27 protein-coding genes are annotated in these 25,562 nt (G+C 69.0%); 23 read left to right on the top strand and 4 right to left on the bottom strand.

Annotated elements, in window-relative coordinates; genetic code table 11:
* The first annotated feature begins 2 nt into the window (after positions 1 to 2).
* Positions 3 to 2,348 (top strand): glycoside hydrolase N-terminal domain-containing protein, encoded by a 2,346-nt coding sequence (locus E3T19_RS14635; protein WP_134409182.1) that lies wholly within the window; start codon positions 3 to 5, stop codon positions 2,346 to 2,348.
* 12 nt (positions 2,349 to 2,360) lie between these two features.
* Here the strand turns inward: E3T19_RS14635 and E3T19_RS14640 are convergent, their stop codons facing one another.
* Together E3T19_RS14640 and E3T19_RS14645 are read right to left on the bottom strand one after the other, a co-directional pair.
* Complete coding sequence (locus E3T19_RS14640) at positions 2,361 to 2,573, bottom strand: twin-arginine translocase TatA/TatE family subunit (protein ID WP_103459695.1); 213 nt, start codon at positions 2,571 to 2,573, stop codon at positions 2,361 to 2,363.
* Positions 2,574 to 2,621: 48 nt separating this feature from the next.
* The gene (locus E3T19_RS14645; RefSeq protein WP_134409183.1) at positions 2,622 to 5,504 is read right to left on the bottom strand and encodes a glycoside hydrolase family 3 C-terminal domain-containing protein; all 2,883 of its coding nucleotides are present in this window, start codon (positions 5,502 to 5,504) and stop codon (positions 2,622 to 2,624) included.
* 228 nt (positions 5,505 to 5,732) lie between these two features.
* On the opposite strand from E3T19_RS14645, the gene E3T19_RS14650 reads away from it, so the two are divergent.
* The 4 genes from E3T19_RS14650 to E3T19_RS14665 all read left to right on the top strand — a co-directional run bounded on the left by E3T19_RS14650 (position 5,733) and on the right by E3T19_RS14665 (position 10,432).
* Positions 5,733 to 7,385 (top strand): extracellular solute-binding protein, encoded by a 1,653-nt coding sequence (locus E3T19_RS14650; protein WP_134409184.1) that lies wholly within the window; start codon positions 5,733 to 5,735, stop codon positions 7,383 to 7,385.
* Between the two features lie 9 nt (positions 7,386 to 7,394).
* Positions 7,395 to 8,390: a sugar ABC transporter permease gene (locus E3T19_RS14655; protein ID WP_134409185.1), complete on the top strand. Its 996-nt coding sequence runs from the start codon at positions 7,395 to 7,397 to the stop codon at positions 8,388 to 8,390.
* The gene (locus E3T19_RS14660; RefSeq protein WP_103479835.1) at positions 8,387 to 9,319 is read left to right on the top strand and encodes a carbohydrate ABC transporter permease; all 933 of its coding nucleotides are present in this window, start codon (positions 8,387 to 8,389) and stop codon (positions 9,317 to 9,319) included. The genes E3T19_RS14655 and E3T19_RS14660 overlap by 4 nt, the downstream gene beginning before the upstream one ends.
* A 93-nt stretch (positions 9,320 to 9,412) precedes the next feature.
* The gene (locus E3T19_RS14665; RefSeq protein WP_134409186.1) at positions 9,413 to 10,432 is read left to right on the top strand and encodes a LacI family DNA-binding transcriptional regulator; all 1,020 of its coding nucleotides are present in this window, start codon (positions 9,413 to 9,415) and stop codon (positions 10,430 to 10,432) included.
* A gap of 52 nt (positions 10,433 to 10,484) precedes the next feature.
* Here the strand turns inward: E3T19_RS14665 and E3T19_RS14670 are convergent, their stop codons facing one another.
* On the bottom strand, positions 10,485 to 11,330 hold the full coding sequence (locus tag E3T19_RS14670) for an NAD(P)-dependent oxidoreductase (RefSeq protein ID WP_134409210.1): 846 nt from the start codon (positions 11,328 to 11,330) through the stop codon (positions 10,485 to 10,487).
* A 190-nt stretch (positions 11,331 to 11,520) separates the two neighbouring features.
* Between E3T19_RS14670 and E3T19_RS14675 the strand changes: the two genes are divergently transcribed.
* From E3T19_RS14675 to E3T19_RS14735, 15 genes are all read left to right on the top strand, one after another.
* The gene (locus tag E3T19_RS14675) at positions 11,521 to 12,675 is read left to right on the top strand and encodes an ROK family transcriptional regulator (protein ID WP_241980256.1); all 1,155 of its coding nucleotides are present in this window, start codon (positions 11,521 to 11,523) and stop codon (positions 12,673 to 12,675) included.
* 230 nt (positions 12,676 to 12,905) lie between these two features.
* Positions 12,906 to 14,183, top strand: coding sequence for a multidrug effflux MFS transporter (locus E3T19_RS14680; protein WP_241980258.1), 1,278 nt, complete (start codon positions 12,906 to 12,908; stop codon positions 14,181 to 14,183).
* Positions 14,184 to 14,430: 247 nt separating this feature from the next.
* Complete coding sequence (locus E3T19_RS14685) at positions 14,431 to 15,183, top strand: phosphatase PAP2 family protein (RefSeq protein WP_134409188.1); 753 nt, start codon at positions 14,431 to 14,433, stop codon at positions 15,181 to 15,183.
* A 37-nt stretch (positions 15,184 to 15,220) separates the two neighbouring features.
* The gene (locus E3T19_RS14690; protein WP_134409189.1) at positions 15,221 to 15,700 is read left to right on the top strand and encodes a hypothetical protein; all 480 of its coding nucleotides are present in this window, start codon (positions 15,221 to 15,223) and stop codon (positions 15,698 to 15,700) included.
* Positions 15,701 to 15,703: 3 nt separating this feature from the next.
* On the top strand, positions 15,704 to 16,114 hold the full coding sequence (locus E3T19_RS14695; RefSeq protein WP_134409190.1) for a hypothetical protein: 411 nt from the start codon (positions 15,704 to 15,706) through the stop codon (positions 16,112 to 16,114).
* Positions 16,111 to 16,380: a hypothetical protein gene (locus E3T19_RS14700; protein WP_134409191.1), complete on the top strand. Its 270-nt coding sequence runs from the start codon at positions 16,111 to 16,113 to the stop codon at positions 16,378 to 16,380. Before E3T19_RS14695 ends, E3T19_RS14700 begins: the two co-directional genes overlap by 4 nt.
* A gap of 81 nt (positions 16,381 to 16,461) precedes the next feature.
* The gene (locus tag E3T19_RS14705; RefSeq protein WP_134409192.1) at positions 16,462 to 17,739 is read left to right on the top strand and encodes a saccharopine dehydrogenase family protein; all 1,278 of its coding nucleotides are present in this window, start codon (positions 16,462 to 16,464) and stop codon (positions 17,737 to 17,739) included.
* Between the two features lie 143 nt (positions 17,740 to 17,882).
* Positions 17,883 to 18,320 carry a DUF805 domain-containing protein gene (locus E3T19_RS14710; RefSeq protein ID WP_088455116.1) on the top strand — a complete coding sequence of 146 codons (438 nt, stop codon included), beginning with the start codon at positions 17,883 to 17,885 and terminating at the stop codon, positions 18,318 to 18,320.
* Positions 18,321 to 18,367: 47 nt separating this feature from the next.
* Positions 18,368 to 18,511, top strand: a complete 144-nt coding sequence (locus E3T19_RS19090; RefSeq protein WP_166788890.1) for a hypothetical protein — start codon at positions 18,368 to 18,370, stop codon at positions 18,509 to 18,511.
* A gap of 84 nt (positions 18,512 to 18,595) precedes the next feature.
* On the top strand, positions 18,596 to 19,027 hold the full coding sequence (locus E3T19_RS14715; RefSeq protein WP_134409193.1) for a DUF805 domain-containing protein: 432 nt from the start codon (positions 18,596 to 18,598) through the stop codon (positions 19,025 to 19,027).
* 43 nt (positions 19,028 to 19,070) lie between these two features.
* Entirely contained in the window at positions 19,071 to 19,451 is a 381-nt protein-coding gene (locus E3T19_RS14720) for a tetratricopeptide repeat protein (protein WP_134409194.1), read from the top strand.
* A 20-nt stretch (positions 19,452 to 19,471) separates the two neighbouring features.
* Complete coding sequence (locus tag E3T19_RS19095) at positions 19,472 to 19,633, top strand: hypothetical protein (protein ID WP_166788891.1); 162 nt, start codon at positions 19,472 to 19,474, stop codon at positions 19,631 to 19,633.
* A 105-nt stretch (positions 19,634 to 19,738) separates the two neighbouring features.
* Positions 19,739 to 20,182: a DUF805 domain-containing protein gene (locus tag E3T19_RS14725; RefSeq protein WP_088455119.1), complete on the top strand. Its 444-nt coding sequence runs from the start codon at positions 19,739 to 19,741 to the stop codon at positions 20,180 to 20,182.
* A gap of 39 nt (positions 20,183 to 20,221) precedes the next feature.
* On the top strand, positions 20,222 to 21,595 hold the full coding sequence (locus E3T19_RS14730) for an FAD-binding oxidoreductase (protein ID WP_134409195.1): 1,374 nt from the start codon (positions 20,222 to 20,224) through the stop codon (positions 21,593 to 21,595).
* Between the two features lie 77 nt (positions 21,596 to 21,672).
* Positions 21,673 to 22,455 carry a GNAT family N-acetyltransferase gene (locus tag E3T19_RS14735; protein WP_134409196.1) on the top strand — a complete coding sequence of 261 codons (783 nt, stop codon included), beginning with the start codon at positions 21,673 to 21,675 and terminating at the stop codon, positions 22,453 to 22,455.
* A 45-nt stretch (positions 22,456 to 22,500) separates the two neighbouring features.
* Here the strand turns inward: E3T19_RS14735 and E3T19_RS14740 are convergent, their stop codons facing one another.
* The gene (locus E3T19_RS14740) at positions 22,501 to 23,055 is read right to left on the bottom strand and encodes a hypothetical protein (RefSeq protein WP_103459712.1); all 555 of its coding nucleotides are present in this window, start codon (positions 23,053 to 23,055) and stop codon (positions 22,501 to 22,503) included.
* Positions 23,056 to 23,234: 179 nt separating this feature from the next.
* Here E3T19_RS14740 and E3T19_RS14745 point away from each other — a divergent pair, with 179 nt between their 5' ends.
* The 3 genes from E3T19_RS14745 to E3T19_RS14755 are packed head-to-tail and all read left to right on the top strand — an operon-like array spanning position 23,235 to position 25,541.
* Positions 23,235 to 24,602 (top strand): TrkH family potassium uptake protein, encoded by a 1,368-nt coding sequence (locus E3T19_RS14745; protein ID WP_174776278.1) that lies wholly within the window; start codon positions 23,235 to 23,237, stop codon positions 24,600 to 24,602.
* The gene (locus E3T19_RS14750; protein ID WP_241980260.1) at positions 24,595 to 25,308 is read left to right on the top strand and encodes a TrkA family potassium uptake protein; all 714 of its coding nucleotides are present in this window, start codon (positions 24,595 to 24,597) and stop codon (positions 25,306 to 25,308) included. Before E3T19_RS14745 ends, E3T19_RS14750 begins: the two co-directional genes overlap by 8 nt.
* Positions 25,305 to 25,541, top strand: a complete 237-nt coding sequence (locus E3T19_RS14755; protein ID WP_088455122.1) for a ferrous iron transport protein A — start codon at positions 25,305 to 25,307, stop codon at positions 25,539 to 25,541. Before E3T19_RS14750 ends, E3T19_RS14755 begins: the two co-directional genes overlap by 4 nt.
* The last annotated feature ends 21 nt before the right edge of the window (positions 25,542 to 25,562 follow it).

The raw sequence follows: 25,562 nt of genomic DNA on the forward strand, positions 1-25,562 counted from the left end.
GGATGAGCGTGCTCTCCTACACCGACCAGAGCGGGAGCTGGCTGGACGCCCTCCCGCTCGGCAACGGCAGCCTGGGCGCCATGGTCGACGCCACCGACAGGTGCACCCGGCTGCACCTGAACGACGAAACCGCCTGGTCGGGCTCGACGGCCAGCGAACATCACCACGGGCAGGTGGATGCGGCGGTTGCCGCGGCCGCGCTGGCCGCGGCCCGTGCGCACCTCGCCGAGGACCGCGCGACCGAGGCCGAGGCAGAACTGGCGGTGCTGAGCGCCGAGTACACCCAGGCCTTCCTGCCGTTCGGCACCGTGCAGATCGACCTACCCGGCGGCCACGCCCTCACCAGGCGGTGGCTCGACCTGGCCGACGCCGTCCACCACATCCAAGGGGCCGGCCTCGAACAGACCAGCTTCGCCAGCCACCCCGACGGGGTGCTCGTGCACCACATCGTGGCCGACGCCGCCCTGTCCGACCCGGTCTTCACGGTCTCGGTCAGCAGCCCGCTCGCCGAACTCGGCCGCACGGTCACGACCGACGGCCTGAGTCTTCGGCTGCAGCTGCCGGCCGACGTGGCGCCGGGGCACCGGCCCGACCGGCCCGCCGCCATCTGGGAACTGGACGGCATCCAGCCGCTGCAGGGCGCCATCGTGGTGTCTGTGCGGCATGACGGTCACGCCGCACCCGACGGGTCAGGGGCCCTCCGCATCGAGGGTGCCAGGGAGATCCTGGTCTGCGCGGCCACCGAGACCACCTTCACCGCCGCCGGCCGGCCGGCCTCCGGCACCGCAGCGGATGGCGCCGCCACCGCCTCGGCCCGCCTGGGCGCTGTCGCCGGGGCATCCGTCGACGACCTCGCCGCCCGGCACCGGCTGGACTACACGGCCCTGTTCGACAGGGTCAGCCTGGACCTGCCCGGGCCGGCCGGTGCCGACGGCTGGACCGCTCCCGACCGGCTCGACCGCGCCGCCATCGACCCCCGCCCGGCCGCGCTGACCGATCCCGGCCTGTTGTCGCTCCTCTTCGACTACGGCCGCTACCTCTTGATAGCGTCCTCCCGACCTGGCGGGTTGCCCGCCACCCTGCAGGGCCTCTGGAACGACTCCATGCAGCCGCCGTGGAGCAGCAACTACACCCTCAACATCAACACCCAAATGAACTACTGGGGCGCCCACGTGGCCCGGCTCGGCGAGACCGCTGAGCCCCTGCTCACCTTTGTGGAGGCCCTCGCCGAGCGGGGCGCGAACACCGCCGACCGGCTCTACGGCTGCCGGGGCTGGGTTGCGCACCACAACTCCGACGGATGGGCGTTCAGCTCGCCGGTCACCGGCGACGCCTCCTGGGCGCAGTGGCCGATGGCCGGGGTCTGGTTGGTGCGGCAGCTCGACGAGGTGCGCCGGTTCGGCACCGCCACGCCCGACCAGCTAGCCCGGCTGTGGCGCCTCGCGGCCGGGGCCGCCCGGTTCTGCCTCGACTTCCTGGTGGAACTGCCCGGCGGCAGCCTGACCACCCGGCCCTCCACGTCGCCAGAGAACCAGTTCCTGCAGAACGGCCGGCCGGTCGCGGCCGGCACCGGGTCGACCATGGACCGCACCCTGCTGCGCGAACTGTTCGCGCTGCTGCCCGGCCTCGCCGCCGACAGCGGGCAGGGCGACGACCCGATCCTCGCCGAGGCGGCGGCCGCGCTGGTGCGCATCCCCGGCCCCCGAATCGGCAGCGACGGCACCCTGTTCGAGTGGGACCGGGAGCGCCTCGAAACCGACCCGCAGCACCGGCACGTCTCGCACCTGGTGGGGCTGTACCCCGGCGACGGTCTGAGTGCCGAGCACGCCCGGGCGGCGTCGGCCACCCTCGACCGCCGCGGTGACGACTCCACCGGCTGGTCGCTGGCCTGGAAACTGTGCCTACGCGCCAGGCTGCACCAGCCCACCAAGGTCGACGACCTGCTCGAGCTGGTGCTGCGGCCGGCCCGCGACGACGCCGGTCCCCATGCCGGCGGGCTGTACCCCAACTTCTTCGCCGCGCATCCGCCGTTCCAGATCGACGGCAACCTGGGCTTTGTCGCCGCGGTCTGCGAGCTGCTACTGCAGTCGCACACCGGCACCCTCGAGCTGCTGCCGGCGCTGCCCGCGTCAATGCCCGAGGGTCGGGTGACCGGGCTGGCCGCCCGGGGCGGCGTGCTCGTCGACCTGACCTGGTCCGACGGAACCCTGGTGAGCGTGACACTGCGCGCCCGCGCGGAGCGCTTCGCGGGCGCCAGGCTCGTCGGCTACCGCGGCCGCCGGCACGAGGTCGTTGTGCCCACCACTGGCATCCGTCTCTTCAGGGCACCCGACGGCACCCTCTCGTGACCGGGACGGGGGTTAGGGCTTGGGCTTGTCGAGCGTCGTTGCGGCGGGGGCGGTGGCCGGCTTCTCGTCGGGCACGGCGGCGTCGGTGGGCGCCAGCTCGGTCTTGAGGATCTTCATCGACTGGCCCATGCTGCGCGCCAGTGCGGGCAGTTTGGGTGCGCCGAAGAGCAGGAGAACGACGAAGAGGATGATGATGAAGTGCCATCCGGTCAGATTGCTGAGCATGATGTCCCGTCTAGTCGGTGATGCTGATGGTGAATGGATGCGGCGAATCTAGGAAAGCGCGATGTGCGGCCCGCCGAGGAACGCGAGCTGCACCCCCCGCGACAGAGTGACCCGAAGGTCGGCCGGTGCGGCGTTGGTGCCCGCACCCTCGAGACGAATCGACACGGTCTTCCAGTCGAGCGTACCGACCTCGGCGCTGCCGAGCGGTGACCACAGTCCATCGCGGCGGCTCTCCAGGTCGATCCGGCCGGTGCCGCGGGCCTCGACCGCGAGCACCCCGGCCAGGGCGGCCAGGTCCACCGTCAGGTAGACCAGGCGGGCGCGCCGCGCATCGGCGGCCACCGCCACGGCGGTGCCGGCCAGCGGTGTGTACGCCACCAGCTCGCTCCGCACGGTGTCGCTGTGCCCGGTGTGGTCGAAGGAATCGGCGCCGAACCCGGCGACAGGGTTGCGGGGTGCGACGGAGACACCGTCGACGTGCAACAGCAGCCGGTGGTCGATGCTCTCGGCCGAGCGGCCGACGAGCATCTCGTAGTCGCCGGTTTCCACGATGAGGCGTTGGGTGGTCACGTCCCAGACCATCAACGCGGCAGGGTCGAGGGCGATGGTCAGCTCTGCGGCACCGCCGGCCGCGACGCTCACCCGACCGAAGCCGGCCAGGCGGCGGCGGGGGAACGGCAGCCGGTGCGCGTTCGCCGCGACGTAGAGCTGCACGGTGGCAACGGCCGGCCCCGCGGGCTGCGCGTCGCCGGGGTCGCCGATCACTCCGACGGTCACGGTGACCGGAGTCAGTCCGGTCTCGTCGGTCCACCGAACCCGGCTGGCGGACAGCGTGGCGGCCGACACGGATGCCCTGGCGTAACCGAGCCCGTGGCCGAAGGCGAAGTCGGGTGTTGCCGAGGAATAGAGGTAGGTACTGGCGCTGGTGATGATGTCGTAGTCGAGCACGTCGGCGAGGTCGGACTCGCCGGACCACCAGGTCTGTGCGAGACGCCCGGTGGGCTCCACCGCGCCGGTGAGCACGTCGGCGAGGCCGTGGCCGAGCGCTTCGCCGGCGTGCGACGACCACAGGATGGCCGGGGCCTTCTCGAGTGCCCCGCCGAGGGCGAACGGGTAGGAGGAGATCACCAGCAGCGCCAGGTGCGCATTGGCATCGGCGGCCGCGCCGACAAGTTCGGCCTGGTGCTCCGGCAGCGCGAGGGCCGGACGGTCCTCGGTCTCGCGGCCGCCCAGGTGCGGGTCGTTGCCGACGGTGACGATCACGGTGTCGGCCTCGGCGGCCACATGGGCGGCGTGGGCGAGCCCGGAGCGCAGCACCCGGAGGCCGAATCTGTCGGCCGTGGCCTCGGAGGCCGGCTGGGCCAGGATGGCGCCGTTGCCGAGGTCGGCGTGCAGCCAGAGGCCGGAGCCGCGGTGCTGCAGCGACACGCTGCCGTCGTCGTGGCGGAGCAGGCGCAGGTCTTCCTGGGCGACCCAGCCGCCCACCCGGGTGGCGGTGTCCTCAAGATAGCCGTGCGCGCCGCGGGTGACGAGGCGGTCGGTTGCGGTGTTCCGCAGGGTGACGTGGCCATGACCCCACTCGGTCAGTTCAAAGGTCTGCGCGTCGCCGACGGTGTCGCTCGCGGCGTGCAGACGCCCGCCGTCGGGTCCGCCGGAGGTGAGGTAGCGGCCGGTGCGCGGGTCGCGGAGCGCGATCAGGTCGCTGCCGCTGGCGACGGTGACGCCACCGCCGGTGGCGGCCAGCGCCGTGGCCAGCCCATCTGTGAGGCTCACCGGGGCGATCAGACTGCCGCTGTACCAATCGGCCAGGACCCGGTCGGCGAGCGGCCCGAGGAGGGCGACCCGGGACGCCGGGGCCAGCGGCAGCACCGGGGTGCCGGCGACAGGGTCGTTCTTCAGCAGCACGGTACCGGCCGCGGCTGCCTCCCTCGCCAGGGCCAGGTGGGCGGGTGAGCCGATCACGTCGGCGGTGATGCCGGCGTATTGATGCGGTTCGGTGTCGAATTCGCCGGTGCGGGCGCGGGCCGTGAGCAGGCGCAGCACCGCGGCATCCACGTGCTCGATGCCGATGAGTCCCTCAGCGAGGGCTTGGCGTATGGCCGAGACCGTGGGTTCGGTGTTGGTGTCGTTGTCGGTGAAGCTGTCGACGCCGGCGATCAACGCGGCGGCGTGAGCGGCCACGGGTCCGTCGAAGAACTCCTCGGACACGAAGAGGTTGGTGGGGGCGGCGGCGTCGCTGACGATGAACAGGTCGGCACTGTCGGCCACCCAGGTGCGCAGGTGTGCCGCGACGAGGTCGGAGACGTGCGCCGGGTGGCCGTTCACCAGGTTGTAGGAGAGCATCGCGGCGCCGGCGGCGCCCTCTTCGATGGCCGGGCGGTAGGCCGGCAGCTCATACTCGTGCAGCACTCGCTGGCGCAGCTGCGAATTGGTCGTGGAGCGGTCGACCTCGTTGTTGTAGCCGAGGAAGTGCTTGAGGGTGGGCACCGTGCGCCAGCGCACGGGATCGTTCCCGCGCAGGCCCCACGAGTAGGCGCAGCCGAGCAGACCGGTCAGCCAGGAGTCCTCGGAGTAGCCCTCCTCGTTGCGGCCCCAGAGCGGATGCCGCAGCGGGTTCACCACCGGCGCCCACACGTTCAGGCTCACCGCGGGGGAGTCGGCGTGCTTGCCCCGCACCTCGATGCCCACGGCTTCGCCTACCCGACGCACCAGGTCCAGGTCCCAAGAGGCGGCGAGGCCGACCGGCTGCGGGAACAGCGTGGCCTCGCCGAGCCAGGACAGGCCGTGCAGGCCCTCGGTGCCGGTGGAGAAGGCGTCCAGCCCCAGGCGCTCGATGGCGGGATTGGCCTGATGCAGCAGGCTGAGCTTCTCCTCGACGGTGAGCTGGTCGAGTAGGTGGTGTGCCGTTGCGGCGTCGGTGCCGTGCGTCATCAAGTTCTTCCTGGTTCGGTGACCGTCGAAGCGTTTCGACAGTTGTCGCGAAAACTACGTCGACATGCCGAGTCTAGGTCACAATTCACGATTTGTGGTTGCCTCCGCGTAATTCCTCCCTGTACACTCCCGATTGTCGAAGCGCTTCCGCAGGGAGTTGGACTTGGGGGCAAATCTTGCTTTTCCAGGCCTCGGCAAGAACAGCAACTTACGAAGAAGTGAGGCAGCATGAGCATCCAAACGGCCAGTTCTGATCTGAGAGCATTCGCCAAGAAGCCGCTGAACCGGAGGTCCTTCCTGGGCTTCGTAGGTGCCGGAGCGGCCGCAGCCACTCTCGCCGGCTGCAGCACAGGAACGGCCAGCACGTCGGGCGGCTTGTTCAGCGCCGAGGACATCGCCGGCGTCATCCCGAACTACTATCCGGTGGACTTCGCGGTCCCGGACCTGGTCAGCGTCAACGGCTCCACCGCCGGCTACCTGAAGCTGCCCACCACGCTGCGCAAGTCCGTGGCGAAGGTACCGGGCGCCGGCGGGTCGTACACCGCGCTCTCCCCGGCCTGGTGGACCATCCCCAGCTCGAACAACGACTACTTCAAGGCCGTGAACAAGGAACTGGGCGCGACGATCAAGTTCCAGGTCTCCGACGGCAACACCTACGGCGAAAAGATCCAGGCCGTGCTCGCCTCGCCGAACAACGTGCCGGACATGGTGGTCATCCCGTCCTGGAACCTGCCGCCCAAATTCGACCAGGCCGTCACCTCCCTGTTCGCCGACCTCAGCCCCTATCTCGCCGGCGACAAGGTGAAGGACTACCCCAACCTGGCCAACATTCCGACCGACTCGTGGAAGTACTCGGTCTTCCAAGGCAAGCTCTTCGGGCTTCCGTACCCGGGTGAGGTCATCCAGAACGCGTTCTTCTACCGCAAGGACATCTTCGACGAGCTCGGCCTGCCGCTGCCCACCGACGCCGAGAGCTTCATCACCATCCTCACCGAGGCGACGGATGCGTCCAAGAACCGCTGGGGTGCCGATGACCTGTGGAACGCCGGTCAGATCATGTTCGGCGTGCCAGACAAGTGGACCGTCGCCGACGGCAAGCTGGTGCACAAGTTCGAGACCGACCAGTACCGCGAGGCCCTGGACTGGCTGACCCGCCTGTTCAAGTCCGGTGCGGTGCACCCGGACGCCATGGCCGGCAATGACCAGCAGGCCAACAGTCGCTACGAGGCCGGGAACACACTGGTCAAGAGCGACGGCGTGGGCGGCTGGGCCGAGTCCCTCGCCAGGGTGCTGCCGTCCAACCCGCGTTACAACACCCAGGCCATGGACTTCTTCGCGGCCGACGGCGGCGACCCCACCCTGTACAAGGGCAGCCCCACCAACATCTTCAGCTTCATCAACAAGAAGGCCGACGAAAAGGCCATCAAGGAGATGCTCGCCGTGGCCGACTTCATCGCGGCACCGTTCGGCACCGCGGAGTACCAGCTCCTCAACTCCGGGGTTCAGGGCACCCACTACGACCTGGACGCGAACGGCGCCCCGGTGCTCAACGCCAAGGGCCAGGCCGAGGTCACCTCGACCTACTCGTTCCTGGTGCACCCGCCGGTCGTGCAGGCGCACGTGGAGTACCCGCAGTTCGTGACCGACTACTGCAACTGGAGCGCCCGGATGAGTGCCTTCGCGGCCGACCCGGTGCTCTACGGGGTGCAGATCCAGGAACCGGCCAAGTTCGGTTCGCTGGGCAAGCCCTTCGACGACCTCAAGGCCGACGTGGCCAACGGGCGCAAGGAACTCTCGGCCCTGGACGGCGCGATCGAGACCTGGAAGTCCAACGGTGGCAACGAGCTGCGCAAGTTCTACCAGAAGTACCTGGACGCGTAGGCCGGGCCGATGACCTTAACCGACGAGCGGCGCCCCACTCCGGAGGCGCCGCCCGCAGACCCCGCCACCCTGAAGGCCGCGACGGCGAAAAAGCGGAAGAAGCGCCGCGCCCTGTTCAAGCGCGACCGCACCCTGTTGATCATGGTGCTGCCGGCGCTGCTGCTCACCGCGTTGTTCGCCTACGTGCCGATCGTCGGCAATGCGATCGCCTTCCAGGACTACTCGCCCTACGTGGGAGCGTTCGAGAACCCGTGGGTCGGCTTCGCCAACTTCGAACGGGTGCTGGCCGACGAGGCCTTCTGGTCGGCGGTGCGCAACACCCTCACCATCACAGCGTTCCAGCTGGTCTTCTTCTTCCCGGTGCCGATCATGCTGGCGATCCTGTTTCAGGGGCTGCTCAGCCCGCGGGTGCGGTCGCTGTTCCAGTCGATCGTCTACCTGCCGCACTTCCTGTCCTGGGTGATCGTGATCTCGATCTTCCAGCAGATCCTCGGCGGGGCGGGGCTGCTCAACCAGTTCCTGCGCGACAACGGCATCGAGGCGGTCAACCTGATGACCCAGCCAGACACCTTCCTGATCCTGGTCACCTCTCAGGCGCTCTGGAAGGACGCCGGCTGGGGAATCATCGTGTTCCTCGCCGCGCTCAGCGCCATCGACCCGAGTCAGTACGAGGCTGCGGCGATGGATGGCGCCGGCCGGCTCAAGCGGATGTGGCACATCACCCTGCCCGCCCTGCGGCCGATCATCATCCTGCTGCTCATCCTGCGCCTGGGGGATTCCCTCACCGTGGGCTTCGAGCAGTTGCTGCTACAACGTGACGCGGTCGGAGCGGGTGCGGCGGAGGTGCTGGACACCTTCGTCTACTACTCAGGCATCCAAAACGGCGACTGGAGTTACGCCGCCGCCGCAGGCCTGATCAAGGGCGTGATCAGCGTGATCCTGGTGCTGGGCGCCAACAAACTCGCGCACCTATTCGGAGAAGCCGGGGTCTACCAGAAATCATGAGTATCACCACCAAACCACGCGCCTCAGCGCGCTCCCGTCCTCCCCGGGTCATCCGGCCGGCTTGGGAGGAGCCCCGCGCTCCGCTCGAAGCCGGTGCCCGCGGCATCGTGCTCTTCGGCATGGCCGCCCTGATCGTCATACCCCTCTACATCGTCGTGCTCACCAGCTTCTCCTCGCAGGCCACCATCACGGCGGCCGGCGGCATGGTGATGGTGCCCGGCGAGCTCACCTTCTCCGCCTACGAACAGATCCTCTCCGGCGGAGTGGTCACCCGGGCCGTCATGGTCAGTGTCGGCATCACCGCGGTGGGCACCCTGATCAGCCTGGTGGTGTCGGTGATGGCCGCCTACGGGCTCTCCAGGCCCGGCTCATACGCGCACCGGCCGATCCTGTTCTTCCTGCTGATCACCATGTTCTTCGGTGCGGGCATGATCCCCAGCTACCTGCTGGTGAGCAACCTGGGCCTGATCAACTCGTACTGGTCGCTGATCCTGCCCAGCTGCATCAGCGTGTTCAACATCTTCCTGATGCGCGGCTTCTTCATGGGCATCGACCAGTCGATCATCGACAGCGCGCGCATCGACGGCGCCGGCGACTGGCGCATCCTCACCAAGATGGTGCTGCCGATGTCACGCTCGGTGATCACCGTGATCGGCCTGTTCTACGGCGTCGGCTACTGGAACGCGTTCTTCAACGCCACCCTGTACATCAACGACAGCGAAAAGCTGCCGCTGCAGGTGATCCTGCGCTCCTACGTGCTCCAGGGCGTCTCGGTGCCCGGCCAGGTGAGTGTGGGCAGCGGTGAGGTCGCCACCCTGGCGGTGCAGATGGCCGTCGTGATCATCGCGCTGGTGCCGGTGCTGATCGTCTACCCGTTCCTGCAGAAGCACATCAGCTCCGGAGTCATGATCGGCGCCGTCAAGGGCTGATTCCAGTACCCAGCGCCCGGGCGGCAGCCGGCCGGGCGCTGGGTATTCTTAGCAGTGACGCACTGACGGCTCCATCCAGGTATCAGAGGACGCATGGCAACTATCAACGACGTAGCCCGTCTCGCCGGGGTGTCGATCAGCACGGTGTCGTACACGCTCAGCGGCAACCGCTCCATCGCCGAGTCCACCAGGAACCGGGTGGTCAGCGCCATCCAGGAGCTCGGCTACCGGCCTAATGCCGGGGCCAGGATGCTAGCCGGCACCCGCACCCGCATCTTCGCCCTGACCGCCCCCGTGCGCCCCGACACCCAGGCCGGGGTGCTGATGTCCTTCGTGCTCGCCGTCGCCACGGCGGCCCGCAAGATCGACTACGACGTGCTTCTGCTCACCGCCGACGAGGCCTCCACCGGGCTGGAGCGGGTGACCTCGAGCCGACTCGCCGACGGCATCATCGCGCTGGACGTCTCCCTGGACGACGAGCGGATGCCGCTGCTGCGCGCTCTCAACATCCCCGCCACGGTCATCGGCGTGCCGGCCGACACCTCCGGGCTGGTCTGCGTCGACCTGGACTTCGAGGAGGCCGCGCACCTGGCCGTCGGCCGGCTCGCCGACCTCGGGCACCGTTCGATCGGACTTCTCGGCATGTCACGCCTGACCTATGACTGGGGTGCGAACTACCCGCTTCGGTTCCGGGACGGGTTCTTCGCCGCGTCTGACGACCATGACATCGCGACGGCCTTCGTGATGCCGGACGGCGACATGGACAGCATCCGCCGCGGTATCGACGAGCTGTTCAGCGCCATGCCGACCATGACGGCCCTGGTCATGCACGCCGGCGAATCCGTGCAGGTCACGGTGCTGGAGATCCTCGCCGCCCGGGGGATCTCGATTCCCGGCCAGCTGTCGGTGATCTCGGCCTGCGCGGTCTTCGACACCTCGGCGTTCAGTCCGCCGCTGGACGAGATCCCTTTGTCCGCGGAGGACTCCGGAGTACGTGCGGTGGAACTGACCATCCGCCAGATCACCGGCGACCGAACCCCGCACGTCGACCTGCTGCCGCCGCGTTACGTCGAGCGGGGTTCGACCGGCCCCGCCCCGGTCCGCGAACCGTGAGTAAAGCCCCAGAAATCGAGATTCTGGGGCTTTTCTCACAGGTCACGAGGGGTCAGCGGGGGTCTTGCCAGGAGTGCTCGGGGGAGTAGCCGAGCAGGCGCCGGGCCTTGTCGATGGAGAGCAGGGTGTCGGTCCCGGGGACCAGGCGGGTGGGCTGCACGTTCGGGAAGACCTCGGCGGCGAGCTCGGCGCTGGGCCGGCGCATCACGGTGTCCGCGGCGGCGATGATGAAGCGTTCGAAGCCGGGCGGGGCGGTCTGCAGCGCCTTGAGCACGGCTTGGGCACCGTCGCGGCCGTCGATGTAGCCCCAGAGGTTCCACTTGCGCAGCGTCGCATCCGTCTGGAACCCGTCGAACCTGGCATAGTCCTCCGGGTCCATCACATTGGAGAACCGCAGCGCCGTGATCGAGAGCTCGGGATCCCAGCGCACCAGCTCGATGGCCATCTGCTCCTCGAGGTGCTTCACCAGCGAGTATGTGCTCTCCGGCCGGGCCGGGTACTCCTCGTCGACCGGGATGTAGGGCGGGTCGACGTCGAACGGCAGGCCGAGCACCGTCTCGCTCGACGCGTACACGATGCGCTTGATGCCATTGCGGCGGCCGGCCTGGAACACGTTGTAGCTGGAGAGCATGTTGTTATGGAAGGTGGCGACATCGGGCGCCAGGCCCGGCGCCGGGATTGCGCCCAGGTGCACCACGGCGTCGAAGCCGTCCACCTGGTCGTTGACGCCGGCGAAGGCGTCGACCACCTGTCCGAAGTCGGTGAGATCGATGCGCACGAAGCCGGCTTCGCGGCTGCCGGCCAGGTCGAAGTTGATCACGTGATGGCCCTCGGCGCGGAGCCGGGCGAGCACGGTCCTGCCGAGCTTGCCGCTTCCGCCGGTGAGGGCAATTCTCATGCTGGGGAATTCCATGGACTTCCTTGTCTGGGTCGATTTGTAGCGTTCTGCAACGTATCACGCCGGGTCGGGGGAGATGCCGGGTATTCTGGGGGCCAGAGTGACTCACGCTCGCAGAATCGGGCGTCAGCCAGACGGAGGAACCGTGCAGGGCAGCAGCCATGACGACGTGCGCAGACACAACCTGTCTGTGGTGTTGCGACTCGTGCACCGCAGTGGGGCGGCGTCGCGGTCCCAGCTGACCAGGGTCACCGGACTGAACCGGTCCACCATCGCCGCCCTCGTCGCCGAGCTGGTCGATCGCGGGCTGGTCGTCGAGCGCGAACCGAGCTCCACCAATCAGGTCGGCCGGCCCAGTCCCATCGTCAGTGTCAGCGAGCAGGTCGTGGCGCTCGCCGTGAATCCGGAGATCGACGCCGTCACCATCGGCATCGTCGGCCTCGACGGTCAGGTGCACCGCCGGGTGCGCTACCCCACCGACCAGTCCCCTAGCGTGCTCGAGGCCGTCAACATCGCCGCAGCCGTGATCGACGGCATGCGCGGCGAACTCGAGGCCAGGTTCAAGGTCGTGGGAATCGGCGTGGCCGTGCCCGGCCTGGTGCGCGCCCACGACGGACTCGTACGGCACGCGCCGCACCTGGGCTGGATCGACGAACCCCTCGCCGAAATGCTCGAGGCCGCGACCGGCTACCCGGTTCTCGCCGCCAACGACGCCAGCCTGGGCGCCATGGCCGAGCGGTTTTTCGGCGCTGGCAAGGGCATCACCGATCTCATCTACCTCAACGGCGGTGCGAGCGGCATCGGCGGCGGCATGATCGTCGGGGGTGCGCCTGCCGGCGGCATCGCCGGATACGCGGGCGAGTTCGGGCATACCAGGGTCAGTGACAGTGAACGGGTCGACTCCGCCGGCATCCGCGGCACCCTGGAGGCCGAGGTCACCCGGCGCGAGCTGCTCGAGGTGCTCGGCCTGGCCGGAGCGGATGCCGACGAGCTCGAACAGGCGCTGCGGGCATCCACGTCACCGGAGGTACGCGCCGAGGTCAACCGTCAGATCGACCACCTCGCGGTGGCGCTGGCCGGGGCGATCAACATCCTCAACCCACAGGTGGTGGTGCTCGGCGGGTTTCTTGCCGCGCTGCTGGCGGTGGATGCCGACAGGTTGCGCTCCGCCGTGGCGAAGCACTCGCTCGACGCCGCCTTCGGCACCGTGCGGCTCAGCGCCGCGGAGCTCGGTTCGAACCTGCTGATGATCGGCGCCGCGGAGCTGGCCTTCGAGGGCCTGCTCGACGACCCGGCCGGACTCCCGGCAGGTGTGCCCGCCGGCACGCCCGCCGAGTCTCCCTAACCCTGCCCCCCTGCCGACCCCGACCCCGACTGGATGGCATAACTCCAAAGTTGACCAGGCCGGGCGGATTCAGACGCACCCGGCGCCCGGGAACGTGCAGAAAAGGCCGGATCCGCGCAATCTTTGCCGGGATGCCGCTGAGGTGGAATAGAACTGAGCGGCGCACGCTTTTCGCTACTGGGCGATCGCCCGCACTCCTTTCGCACGACTCCGACCGAGGACTCTTCAACGTGACTACTGCCGTCATCCCCGTGATCTCTGAGGCGCAGCTCGCCTCCACCGCCCGGCACCCGGGTGACGCGCTTTCCCGCGGGCAGCGCATCGTCTATATCATCATCCTCGGCGCGCTCACGGCCCTCGGCCCGTTCACCATCGACCTGTACCTGCCCGCGTTCCCCACCCTCGAAAGCGAACTCGGGGTCTCGGCCGCCGCCATCCAGCTCACCCTGACCGGCACCATGATCGGCTTCGGCTTCGGCCAGCTGATCGTGGGCCCGTGGAGCGACAAGGTCGGCCGCCGGTTGCCGCTGCTGCTGGCCACGGGTTTCCACGTGCTCGCCTGTGTCGGCGCCGCACTGTCGACCGAGATCGTGACGCTGGGCATTTTCAGGGTGCTGCAGGGCTTCGGCGCCGCGGCCGGCGCGGTCGTGGCCATGGCCATGGTGCGCGACCTGTTCGGCGGCAAGCCGCTGGTCAAAATGCTCTCCCGCCTGGCCCTGGTCAGCGGCCTGGCGCCGGTGATTGCCCCCGTCGTCGGCTCGCAGCTGCTGCTCGTGATGCCGTGGCGCGGCATCTTCTGGGTACTCGCCGGTTACGGCATCGTGGTGATGGTGGCCGTCGCGATCTGGATCGTGGAAACCCTGCCGCAGGATCGTCGCACCGTGCCGGGCCACTCGAGCCTGGGCCAGCGCTACCGGGCCGTGCTCAGCGACCGCACCTTCGTGGGCGTCGCGATCATCGGGGCGATGACCTTCACCGGGCTGTTCTCCTACCTTTCCTCCTCACCGTTCCTGTTCCAGCAGGTCTACGAGTTCAGTGCCCAGCAGTACGGGGTGCTTTTCGCCGTCAACTCTCTCGGCATCGTCGTTGGCGTGCAGACCAGCTCGCGGCTGATGCACCGCTACAACGTGGGGCCGCAGAACATCCTGATCGGCGCCACCGCGGTACTCGTGATCACGTCGGCAGCGATTCTCACCCTCGACCTGCTGGGCGCGGGCCTGTGGGGCACCCTCATCCCGCTGTGGTTCTTCATCGCCGGTTGCGGGTTCACCTTCCCCACCGTGCAGGTCATCGCCCTCAACTCGCACGGCAGCGAGGCCGGCACCGCCGCGTCCGTGCTCGGCGCCGCCAACTTCGGCATCGCCGGGCTGATCTCCCCGGTCGTGGGCCTGCTCGGGGTCGGCACCGCCGTCCCGATGGCCTCGGTGATGGGTGTCTGCGCGATCATCTCCATCCTCAGCCTCTGGTTCATCGTGCGCCCGCGAACGGTGTCGGCGCTCACGCACTGACCCGGCTGCGGCACCCGAGGCCGCACTGCTCATCGGCCAAGCGGAGACTCGCCCGCTTTCGCTAGTTGCAGCGCCTGCTGCACTGGCGAATCCGGGCAACTCACCACTCGCTTCAGCAAGGCTGCCCCATTTTTGCTAGTTGTCGGGGTCGGGCACTAGCGAAAGTGGGCCAGTCATGGGGTGGTCGGGCAGGCGGGCGGTCCGGGGCAGGGCGCCCCGCCCGCGGCGTCCGATCTACCATGGGTTGATGGACCCCTCCCGAAACCCCGAGACTGAGCCCACCCCACCCGCTCCCGGCCGGGCCGAGGCCGCGGCGGATGCGCCCGCCCGCCGGGTCGCCCGGCGGTGGCCCCTGATCAGCGGTGCGGTCGCCGTCGTCCTCGCGTTCCTGCTCGGCGCCCTGATCCTCACCCGCGGCAACGGCCGCCCGATCGAGGCCGACGCGGAGTGGATGGAGGAGATCCTCGAGCACCGGTCCCCGGTCTGGGAGGTTCCGGCGCTGGTGATGAACTTCCTCGGCGCCGGCATCGCCGGGGTGTTCGTGATCCCGATCGCCATTGTTGTGCTCCTGCTCGTGTTGCGCCGGCCCTGGGCGGCCGGGTACTTCGTGATCGCCACCATCGTCAGCGCCGGTCTCGTCCAATTGCTGAAGACCCTCTTCGGCCGGGCGCGCCCCGAAGACATGCTGATCACCTCCGACTTCGGATCGTTCCCCTCCGGGCACGTCGCCAATGCCGCCACCATGGCCGTCGCGCTCGGGATCATCTTCCCGTGGCTGTGGGTGTGGATAGCCGGCGCCGTGTACACCGTCGCCATGATGGTCAGCCGCACCTACCTCGGCGCGCACTGGCTCACCGACACCATCGGCGGGCTGCTGCTCGGAGCGGGCGTGGCCGTGGTCCTGTGGGCACCGCTGGCCGCCAAGCTCGACGGCGAGAACACCATCGCCAGGCGGCGGGCCGCGTCGCCGAACGAGCGAACGCGCCCGGCACCCCGGTGACCCGCCGCGACTGACGAGCACCCACCCGGTCCGACGGATGACCGAACCCGGTACCGACGCGTCCGACCAGTTCGACGACTCGCTCACCAATCCCTCGGGCATCTACGTCTTACGCGAAAGGAACGTACCCGGCGGCCGCATGGAGGTCTCCGGGTACGCCAATTTCCAGGGCATGCGGCTGCGGGTGCGCGGTGTCAGCAGGGATGGCCGGGTCTCGGTGGCCGGTGACCTTCCGCTGTCCGGGGTGTTCGGGCGTGAACAAGACCCCCGGGTGGGCGTGGCGTTCGGCCGGGTGGACTTCGGTTGGCTGAGCCGATTCTGGCTGACCCGCACCACCAGCTTCGACCTGATCGACGAGACCACGCCGCAGCCCGGACTGATGGCATCCATCGGCGGGCTGACGGTGGGCCTGGTTGACACCGACGGCACCGTCAGCGCGGCCGGGGTGCCTCAGCTGCAGCTGATCTGGTTGGGCGCGGTCCTGCCCACGGGCGAGGGCTGGGCGCCGGATGGCTAGGGCATGTTCACGAGGCTGGTGGACCGGAGCCTCGTTGCCGTGGTGCATCGGGTGGAGTGGACGGCGATCTGGCGGGATTTCACGGTGCAGATCGCCGCGGTCCGCAACGGGCGGGCGGTGATCTTCGTCGGGGGAGGCGGGGAGCCGCCGCTGACCGCGCCGGAGGTTGTGCTCGGAGGAGGCCGCCGCACGAACGGTTGGTCTGCCGTGGTGCCGCTGGCGCAGCTGAGCCTGCGCGGCTGGACCCTCACCGAGAGCCCGTTGGGCGTCGGCGTCGTGGCCGCCTGCGTGGGAACGTTGCGCGGCCGCACCGCGTCGATGGTTCGAGTGGGGGGCCCCATGTGGCCGGCGAGGAGCCGGTGGCTGCCCCGGGCAGAGCAATCGTCGTCAAGAAAGACCGGGGTGACACCGTGACCGACGAATTCGTCCTGGCCGCGTCTTCCCTGCACTTCTGGACGTGGCGGGTGACCGTCGATGAGAGCGAGGTATCCGACCTCCGGCAGGTGACCGCCACCACCACCTGGAACGGGCAGACTCATCCCGTCCAGTGGCGCGATGACGGTGCGGGACTTGTGTACCTCGACAGCTCCACGGTGGACATTGCGGACACAACCCCCTTCATCTACACGGTCCAGCCCATTGATCGGAGCGCTCTGCCCGTCGACTCCAGGGCGTTGTAGCCCCGACGAGCCCGGGCTCGCGGGGCACGGATGTTGGCTGTGGGGCTGACATTCGCGGTGGCCGCGCGCTAGCGTCGGGTCATGAGAATCCTCCTCGTAGGTGCGGGTGGCGTCGGTGACGCCTTCGCGAAGATCATTGCCCGCCGTTCCTTCTACGAGCACGTCGTGGTGAGCGACTACGACCTGGGCCGGGCGGAGCGCACGATCGCGTCGATCGCCGCCCGCCACGGCGGGGAGACCGCCGCCCGGTTCACAGCGGCGCAGATCGACGCATCCGACCCCGAGGTGGTGACCCGGGTGGCACGCGAGCACGGGGTCACCCACGTGATGAACGCCGTGGAACCGAAGTTCGTGCAGAGCATCTTCACGGGTGCGCTGGCCGCCGGCGCCGACTACCTCGACATGGCGATGAGCCTGAGCGAGCCGCATCCGACCGACCCGCACGCGCAGACCGGCATCAAGCTCGGCGACGACCAGTTCGAACAGGCGAGTGATTGGGAGACCAGCGGCCGGCTCGCGCTGGTGGGCATGGGCGTGGAGCCCGGCCTGAGCGACGTCTTCGCCCGGTACGCGTCCGATCACCTGTTCAGCGAGATCGACGAGCTCGGCACCCGGGATGGCGCCAACCTGGTTGTGCGCGACGAAGCCGGAAACGAGATCTTCGCGCCGTCGTTCAGCATCTGGACCACCATCGAGGAGTGCCTGAACCCGCCGGTGATCTTCGAGAAGGACCGCGGCTGGTTCACGACGCCGCCGTTCAGCGAGCCCGAGGTGTTCGACTTCCCGGAGGGCATCGGCCCGGTGGAGTGCGTGAACGTGGAGCACGAAGAGGTGCTGCTGATGCCGCGCTGGCTGGATGCGAAGCGGGTCACCTTCAAGTACGGCCTCGGCGAGGAGTTCATCGGGGTGCTGCGCACCCTGCACCTACTCGGCCTCGACAGCGTCGCGCCGGTGCGGGTGCGCACCGCGGACGGCCCGGCGATGGTCGCCCCGCGCGACGTGGTGGCCGCGAGCCTGCCCGACCCGGCCACGATCGGCCCGCGGATGACGGGCAAGACCTGCGCCGGCGTCTGGGTGACCGGCCTGGGCCTGGATGGTGCGCCGCGGGAGGTCTACCTCTATCACGTGAGCGACAACGAGTGGACGATGGCGGAATACGACGCCCAGTGCGTGGTCTGGCAGACCGCGCTGAACCCCGCGATCGCCCTGGAGTTGCTCGCGACCGGGGTATGGACCGGCACCGGGGTGCTCGGCCCGGAGGCCTTCGACGCCCAGCCCTACCTCGACCTGATGGCCGCTCCCGAACCCGCCGGCTACGGCCAGCCCTGGGGCTTGGAGGAACGTACCCCCGCCGCCTGACCCGCCCGGGCTCGCCGGCATCCGCAAGTCAATCGCAGCAGGCCGCGGATGCCGGGGCCGGGCCCGTTCGGCGCCGCTGCTAGGGTGATCCCCTGCGGTCGTCCCCTCTGGACGGCCTATCAAATGGGGGATTTGAGAACACCATGCTGACTCCGCAAGCGGCCATTAAGTCTGTTTTCCGCAACTACGCCACCCTGGCCGGGCGGGCTCCGCGCAGCGAATTCTGGTGGTTCGCCCTGTTCCAGGCCGTGCTGTTCACCGTCGTGGTCCTGCTCGGCGGTCTCGGCATCGGCACACCCGAGCGCGGCGAGATGCCCGTGTCGATGGGTATCGCCATTGGCGTCACCCTGCTCCTGAGCCTGGGTCTCGCCATCCCGAACATCACGGTGTATGTGCGTCGCCTGCACGACGGCGATTTCTCCGGTTGGCTCTACTTCCTGGCCTGCATCCCGTACGCCGGTGTTCTGGTCGTGCTCATCTTCGCCCTGCTGCCCAGCCAGCCGGCCGGCGTCCGATTCGACGCCGTCGAAAACACCGGCAGCGCCACGCCGGCGTGGAACCCGAGCAAGACGCTCTCCTGACGTCGGCCGCACAGGCCACGCCCGAGCTGCGGCGCTAGAGTCGCCCCATGAATGACAACGACGACTACGACGGCCGCCCGGTCGGCTTCATGGGCAAACTCCGAAACTTCAAGGGGCTCACCTGGGTGTTGATCCTCTCCCTGGTCGCCATCACCGTCGGAGCCACGACCCTGCTGTTCCTCTTTCAGTAGACCGGCTACCGGTAGCCTGAGCGTGGGGGCGCACGGCCTCCGTCGGCCTGCGCCGACTTCTTGAAGCCGACGAAAGAGACCCCCATGCTGACACCCGCCGCGGCGATTGCCTCCGTTTTCCGCAAGTACGCCGACTTCACCGGCCGGGCGCCGCGCAGCGAATACTGGTGGTTCGGGCTGATCCTCTGGGTCGTCTTCGTGGCGCTTTCGCTGCTGCAGCTGATCCCGACCGGCACCGACCGCAACGGGTATCCCTCGCACAACTTCGAGCTCGTCTTCATGCTGGTGGCCCCGATCGTCGCGATCGGCGTGCTGCTGCCCAGCCTCGCGGTGCTCGTGCGGCGGTTGCACGATGCGAACTTCTCCGGCTGGTTCGCCCTGCTGGCCCTGTTCCCGCTCGTGGGAGCCGTCGTTGTGCTGGTCTTCACGCTGCTGCCCAGCAACTCCGCCGGCGCCCGGTTCGACCGACAGCCCAGCGTTCCCGGACTCTCCTTCCAGGGCTCGGGCCTGCGCTAATTCGCTGGGCTCGGGGTTCGGCTCAGTTCAGGGGGAAAACGCCATGCCAGACAGCTCAGTTATCGACCTGATCGGGCAGTCCGTCGCCGCATCGCCCGACAACGCCGCACTGCGGATGCATCTGGCCGGCCTGCTCCTGGATGCCGGCCGTGCCGCGGCGGCGCGGGTGCACCTCGCGGAGGTGCGCCGGCTCGACCCCGCCGACGCCGCGTTGCCCGCCCTCGAGGAGCGTGCCGCTGCCAGCGGCGACGCGTTCGACTGGGCGGATGCGGAGGCCCAGATCGGCGACATGGCGCGGCCCGCCTTCGTACAGAACAGCTCGTCTGACAGCGCGGCCGCAGCTGCCGGCGCGAGCGTGTCGGAGGAGCCGGAGACCTCTTTCGCACCCCTGCCGCCGACGGCACCCGAGGCGGCGCGGCGATAGCACTGGTCCTACAGGGCATCGTGGCCCTCGCTGCGGTCGGCGCTGTCCTCGTGGGGCATCCGCTGCTGCTGGCGCCGGCGATCTTCGTGATCCCGTTCGCCGGATGGATCTTCCAGCAGTCGATGTTCCCCATGGTCGAGGCGGGCGAGAAGGCGTTCGGCCTGCCGGCCGACCTGGACTGAACTGCGCGTCGGCGCCACCGCGCGGCGAGCGGGCTGATGCCCTGCTAGGGTGAGCCACGCGATCGCCTCGTCCGAGGCACAGCGCGACATCCTGGGGGATTCACAATGCTCACTCCGAAAGCGGCCATCGTGTCGGTTTTCCGCAACTACGCCACCTTCGCCGGACGGGCCACACGCAGCGAGTACTGGTGGTTCCAGCTCTTTCAGGTCGTGGTAGTTCTGGTGATCTTTGCCGTCGGGTTCCTCCCCGTGATCATCAACCCGCCGCCGTTCGAGGAACCGAAACCCACCGCCATCGTCGGCGGCCTTCTCATCCTGGTGTTCGGCCTGGGCGTGATCATCCCCAACATCTCGGTCTTCGTGCGACGGCTGCACGACATCGATTTCTCCGGCTGGTTCTACTTCCTCACCGTCATCCCCGGCTTCGGCCCCCTGGTGGCCCTGGTTTTCGCCCTACTCCCGAGCAAGCCGGCCGGCGCCCGGTTCGACCCCGTCGAGAAGCTGGGCTCCAAAACCCCGGCCTGGCAGCCCACGCAGACCCTGTCCTGAGCCCGGCCCCGGTCAACGGATGCGGTGAACGGTGCGGCCATGATCAACGGAGACGTCTCCTTCTGGTGGAACCAGATCGGCCGGCCGGCGCCGCGGCCGCCGCTGCCCGGTTCCACCCGCGCCGACGTGTGCATCGTCGGCGCCGGGTACACCGGCCTGTGGGCCGCCTACTACCTCAAGAAGGCTGCCCCGCAGCTGCGCATCGTGATCCTCGATCAGCGTTTCGCCGGCTACGGCGCGTCCGGCCGGAACGGCGGCTGGCTGACCAACTCGGTCACCGGTGGGTGCGAACAGTACCTGCGGAGCCACGGCCGTGACGCGGTCGCCGGTTTCCAGGCCGCCATGAACGACACCGTCGACGAGGTGATCAGGGTCGCCGCGGTCGAGGGCATCGACGCGGACATCGTCAAGGGCGGCGAGTTCACCGTCGCCTACGACAGGCCGCAACAGCGACGCCTCGAGGCCGCGGTGCGGGCCGAGCAGGCCTGGCCGCACACGGATGTCGAGCTACTGAGCGCCGAGGCCGCCACGGCGCGCATCAATGTCGCCGGCAGCACCGGCGCGATGTGGCACCCGCACTGCGCGCGCATCCAGCCGGCCAAGCTGGTCGCCGGGCTCACCCGCGCCGTCCTGGCGCTGGGCGTGGAGATCTACGACGACAGCCGGGTGAGCGAGATCACCCCGCAGACCGCCCGCACCCAACACGGCACCGTGCAGGCCGAGTTCATCGTGCGCGCCACCGAGGGCTTCACCGCGGGCCTGGCCGGACTGCACAGGGCCTGGCTGCCGATGAACTCCTCGTTGATCGTCACCGAACCGCTGCCCGCCGCCGTCTGGGCCGGCATCGGCTGGGACGACCGGGCCACCCTGGGCGACATGGCGCACGCTTACATGTATGCCCAGCGCACAGCGGATGACCGCATCGCCATCGGCGGCCGTGGGGTGCCGTACCGGTTCGGCTCCCAGACCGACTCCGACGGCCAGACCCCGGCGAGCACCATCGAGGCGCTCACCGGCATCCTGCACAGGTTCTTCCCCGGCACCGCGGATGCGGCCATTGAGCATGCCTGGAGCGGCGTGCTGGGCGTTCCCCGCGACTGGGCCGCGACGGTGGGCCTGGACCGGCAGACCGGTCTGGCCTGGGCGGGCGGCTACGTGGGCACCGGCGTGGCGACCACCAACCTGGCCGGCCGCACGCTCACCGACCTGATCCTCGGCCGCGAGAGCGCCCTGACGGCGCTGCCGTGGGTGAACCACCGGGTGCGCAACTGGGAGCCGGAGCCGCTGCGCTGGCTGGCCGTGACCGCCCTGTACCAGGCCTACACGCACGCCGACCGGGCCGAGCTCACCCGCCGCCGCAGCACCTCGCCCCTGGCGACCCTCGCCGACCGGGTCTCCGGCCGCGGCCACTAGCTCGGCATCCGCCCGCCGCCGGCGCCTCGCCCCCGCCGGCCCTCGATTCAGGCGCCGTCCTGTGGTGTACTCGTGGAATGAGCGTTGCTGAGCAGAGCGTGACCGAGGCCTACAGGCTGGCCACCATCGCCGCGGCGTCGGCCGCGGTGACGGTGCGAGCGGCGGAACCGCGCGACCTCGACGGCATCATCGGCCTCTTCGAACGCACCTGGGGGGTGGGGCGCAGCCCCGACCGGGCGATGCTGCTCGCGCTCGACTTCGCGGGAAACCCGGTGCTGCTGGCCACCCAGCACGGCAAGCCGGTCGGCGCGACGCTCGGGTTCCTGGGCTGGACCGACGGGGTGCACCTGCACTCGCACATGGCCGCGGTGGTGCCGTGGCACCGGGGCGGCGGCGTGGGCTACGCCCTCAAACTCTTTCAGCGTGCGCTGTGCCTCGAGCAGGGCATCACCGAGATGCGCTGGACCTTCGACCCGCTGATCCGCCGCAACGCGCACTTCAACCTGGTCAAGCTCGGGGCCGAGGTGACCGGGTTCCTACCCGATTTCTACGGCCGGCTCGACGACGTCATCTCGGGCAGCGACCGCAGCGACAGGTTCGAGGTGCGCTGGAGTCTGAACTCCCCAAGGGTGCTGCACGCTCTCGCCGGCGGACCCGTCCGGGACTGGACCGCCGTGACCAGCTGGCCGCTCGACGTGGATTTCGAGCAGCTGCGGGCCGACGACCCTGTCGGCGCCGCCCGACGCCGGGAGGACTCCAGGCTGGTCTTCGCCGAGGCGCTCGGCCGCGAACTCCGCCCCGAGCTCACGGCGGACAACGACTACGTCTTCACCACCGACGCCAGCGACCCGCTCGGCTAGGGTCCGGCCGCCGCCGCACTTCAACCCGGGGGAATGGAGGAACCGTCAACGGCCGAGGTCGGCGCCCGGGTCGAAGTCTTGCGGTGCCCGGCCGGTGATCCGGCGTTCGAACCAGTACAGGAGTTCGGGGCGCAGCCGGTTGAGCTCGGTGAGGGTCATCGGGTCCGGCACACGCACCACGGGGGCGCCCAGCTCGTCCACGACCGTGTCCATCGCGCCGCGAGAATAGAACTGTCCGCGCATCCGCACCAGGAGCTGACCGTCGGCGCCGGTCACGAAAAGCTGCGGGTGCGTGTCGATCGCGCCGCTCTGGTACAGCTCGAGAACCACGACACTGGCGACCTGCTCCACCGGAAAACTTGTCACCTGGCCGAAGAAGCCCCGCTCGGAGATGCCGGTGTCGTCGACCCAGACGCAGGTGCGCAGAAAACCGACGATGCCGACGGCGGCCCCGAGCATCACCAACAGCTGCACGATGAGGACCGGAATCCACTCCCCGAGGGGGATGGTGAGCCAGTAAAGGACTGCGAAGACGGGGGCGAAGAAGGCCAGTATCGAGAGGGTCGTCTGACGCAGCAGATGCCCGTGGGGTCGCAGCACTTGCACACGCAAGGCCGTACCCGTGATTTTGCCCACCCTCGTATCCCCTCCCCCCGGTGTACTACAGAGTATGCCCCATGCCCCGGCAACCCAGTAGACACCGTTCGGGGGGTACGCGCGATAGGGCAGGGCGAAAATCTCGTGCGCACGGGGTCGCCCAAGGGTCGTAGAGTGACACAGTGAACTCGCGGGCGAAGACGGGGCCGGGCCTCGGCCGGCCGAGATTCCGCCTGCACCCCGCCCAGGCGGTGGCCGCGGGTTTCGCCCTCACGATCCTCCTCGGCACCGGACTGCTCTCATTGCCGATCGCCAAGGTCGGCCCCGGCGGGGCGTCGTTCGCGGAGGCGATCTTCACGGCCACCTCCGCGGTCTGTGTCACCGGGCTCACCGTGGTCGACACCGAAACCTTCTGGACCCCGTTCGGCCAGGTCGTGATCCTGGTCCTGATCCAGATCGGCGGATTCGGCGTGATGACCTTCGCGTCGGTTATCGGGCTGGCCGTGGTGCGACGGTTGTCGTTGCGCTCCCGCGTCACCGCCGCATCCGAGGTGCGCAGTGTGGGCCTCGAGGACGTCAAGGGCCTGGTGCTCGGTGTCGTCACCATCTCGCTGATCGTGGAGGGTGTCGTAGCGGTGCTGCTCAGCCTGCGGTTCCTGTTCGGCTACGGCGAGCCGCTCGGCCGGGCGATCTGGTTCGGGGTGTTCCACGCGGTGTCTTCGTTCAACAACGCCGGCTTCGCGCTGTTCAGTGACAACCTGATCAGCTACGCCGTCGACCCGTTCATCTGCCTACCGATCGCGGCGGCCGTGATCCTGGGCGGGCTGGGCTTCCCGGTGATCGTGCAACTGCGGAAGCACCTGCGGTCGCCGCTCCTGTGGAGCATGAACACCCGCATCGTGCTCGCCGGCACCATCACCCTGCTCGTGGCCGGCACGGTGTACATCACCGCCGTCGAATGGTCCAACCCGGCCACGCTCGGCCCGATGGACTGGCCGGCGAAGATCCTGGTCGGCTTCTTCCAGTCTGTGCAGACCCGTACCGCCGGGTTCAACAGCGTGGACATCGGGGCGATGGACTCCGCCAGCCTGCTCGGCATGGATGTGCTGATGTTCATCGGTGGCGGCCCGGCCGGCACCGCCGGTGGCATCAAGATCACCACCTTCGCGGTGCTGTACTTCATCCTCGTCGCCGAGATCCGCGGCGACGGTGTGGTGAACGTGTTCGGCAAGCGGCTGTCCAGGGCCGTGCACCGACAGGCCATCTCGGTGGTGCTCCTGGCCGTGTTCGTGGTCGTCGCGTCGACGGCCGTTCTGATGGTGCTCACCGACCTCACCCTCGACGTGCTGCTGTTCGAGGCGATCTCGGCGTTCGGCACCGTCGGGTTGTCCACCGGCATCACGGCGAATCTGCCGCCGGCCGGTCAGGCCATCCTGATCATGCTGATGTTCATCGGCCGGCTCGGGCCGATCACCTTCGCCTCCGCCCTCGCCCTGCGCGAGCACCCGGTAACGTACGAACTCCCGAAAGAGAGGCCCATCATTGGCTAAGTTCAGGTCGTCATCGTATTCCCTGTTCGGCCAGCGGCAGACCGCCCGCCTGGCCGAGGAGGACTCCGTGGTGGTCATCGGCCTCGGCCGATTCGGCAGCGCCCTCGCGCTGGAACTGATGGACAGCGGCACCGAGGTGCTCGGCATCGATGGCGACGAGGAGATCGTGCAGGCGCACAACCGGCTGCTCACCCACGTGGTCCGGGCCGACTCCACCAAAGAGGAGACCCTGCGGCAGCTGTCGGTGCCGGAGTTCAGCAGCGTGGTGGTCGCCATCGGCAGCGACATCCAGGCGAACATCCTCACGGCGTCGCTGCTGATCAAGATGGGCATCCCCAACATCTGGGCGAAGGCGGTGAGCGAACCGCACGGCGAGATCCTGCGTCAGCTGGGGGTCAAACACGTGATCTCCCCGGAGAAAGACATGGGCAAGCGCGTCGCGCACCTGGTGCGCGGGGTGATGCAGGACTACATCGACATCGGTGAGGACTTCGCCCTGGTGAAGACCGCCCCGCCCCAGGAGATCCTCGGCAAACCGCTGAGCGAGACCAGGGTGCGCACGGTGCACGGGATCACCGTCACGGCGTTCCACCGGGCCGGCCAGGGCTGGAGCTACGCCACCATGCAGACCGTGATTCTCGCCGGCGACATCATCCTGGTAGCCGGGCAGACCGAGCGCGTCGAATCGTTCAGCCGACTGCCGTGACGGGTCCCGTCGAGTTTCTCACCGGCACCGCCCTCGGCACCCGGGTCGTGGTGCGCACCCGCATCGCCGGCGGCTACACGGATGCCCTCGGCTACCTGCGTTCCTGCGACACCACGCACTGCACAGTGGAGACCAAGCGCGGCACACTGACGCTGGCGCTCGCAGAGGTCGTCGCCGCCAAAGAGGTGCCGCCGCCCCCGCCACCCCGCCCCCGCCGCCACGTCGGCGAGTAGCCCCGCCCGACAACTGTTGCC

This window comes from Cryobacterium sp. TMT4-31, from assembly GCF_004403385.1.
Taxonomy (GTDB): domain Bacteria; phylum Actinomycetota; class Actinomycetes; order Actinomycetales; family Microbacteriaceae; genus Cryobacterium; species Cryobacterium zongtaii.

What these genes read in the sequence shown, in the direction of transcription:
- E3T19_RS14635 (WP_134409182.1), top strand. Translation starts at nt 3, where the DNA reads ATGAGCGTGCTCTCCTACACCGACCAGAGCGGGAGCTGGCTGGACGCC.
- E3T19_RS14640 (WP_103459695.1), bottom strand. Translation starts at nt 2,573, where the DNA reads ATGCTCAGCAATCTGACCGGATGGCACTTCATCATCATCCTCTTCGTC.
- E3T19_RS14645 (WP_134409183.1), bottom strand. Translation starts at nt 5,504, where the DNA reads ATGACGCACGGCACCGACGCCGCAACGGCACACCACCTACTCGACCAG.
- E3T19_RS14650 (WP_134409184.1), top strand. Translation starts at nt 5,733, where the DNA reads ATGAGCATCCAAACGGCCAGTTCTGATCTGAGAGCATTCGCCAAGAAG.
- E3T19_RS14655 (WP_134409185.1), top strand. Translation starts at nt 7,395, where the DNA reads ATGACCTTAACCGACGAGCGGCGCCCCACTCCGGAGGCGCCGCCCGCA.
- E3T19_RS14660 (WP_103479835.1), top strand. Translation starts at nt 8,387, where the DNA reads ATGAGTATCACCACCAAACCACGCGCCTCAGCGCGCTCCCGTCCTCCC.
- E3T19_RS14665 (WP_134409186.1), top strand. Translation starts at nt 9,413, where the DNA reads ATGGCAACTATCAACGACGTAGCCCGTCTCGCCGGGGTGTCGATCAGC.
- E3T19_RS14670 (WP_134409210.1), bottom strand. Translation starts at nt 11,330, where the DNA reads ATGAGAATTGCCCTCACCGGCGGAAGCGGCAAGCTCGGCAGGACCGTG.
- E3T19_RS14685 (WP_134409188.1), top strand. Translation starts at nt 14,431, where the DNA reads ATGGACCCCTCCCGAAACCCCGAGACTGAGCCCACCCCACCCGCTCCC.
- E3T19_RS14690 (WP_134409189.1), top strand. Translation starts at nt 15,221, where the DNA reads ATGACCGAACCCGGTACCGACGCGTCCGACCAGTTCGACGACTCGCTC.
- E3T19_RS14695 (WP_134409190.1), top strand. Translation starts at nt 15,704, where the DNA reads ATGTTCACGAGGCTGGTGGACCGGAGCCTCGTTGCCGTGGTGCATCGG.
- E3T19_RS14705 (WP_134409192.1), top strand. Translation starts at nt 16,462, where the DNA reads ATGAGAATCCTCCTCGTAGGTGCGGGTGGCGTCGGTGACGCCTTCGCG.
- E3T19_RS14710 (WP_088455116.1), top strand. Translation starts at nt 17,883, where the DNA reads ATGCTGACTCCGCAAGCGGCCATTAAGTCTGTTTTCCGCAACTACGCC.
- E3T19_RS19090 (WP_166788890.1), top strand. Translation starts at nt 18,368, where the DNA reads ATGAATGACAACGACGACTACGACGGCCGCCCGGTCGGCTTCATGGGC.
- E3T19_RS14715 (WP_134409193.1), top strand. Translation starts at nt 18,596, where the DNA reads ATGCTGACACCCGCCGCGGCGATTGCCTCCGTTTTCCGCAAGTACGCC.
- E3T19_RS14720 (WP_134409194.1), top strand. Translation starts at nt 19,071, where the DNA reads ATGCCAGACAGCTCAGTTATCGACCTGATCGGGCAGTCCGTCGCCGCA.
- E3T19_RS14725 (WP_088455119.1), top strand. Translation starts at nt 19,739, where the DNA reads ATGCTCACTCCGAAAGCGGCCATCGTGTCGGTTTTCCGCAACTACGCC.
- E3T19_RS14730 (WP_134409195.1), top strand. Translation starts at nt 20,222, where the DNA reads ATGATCAACGGAGACGTCTCCTTCTGGTGGAACCAGATCGGCCGGCCG.
- E3T19_RS14735 (WP_134409196.1), top strand. Translation starts at nt 21,673, where the DNA reads ATGAGCGTTGCTGAGCAGAGCGTGACCGAGGCCTACAGGCTGGCCACC.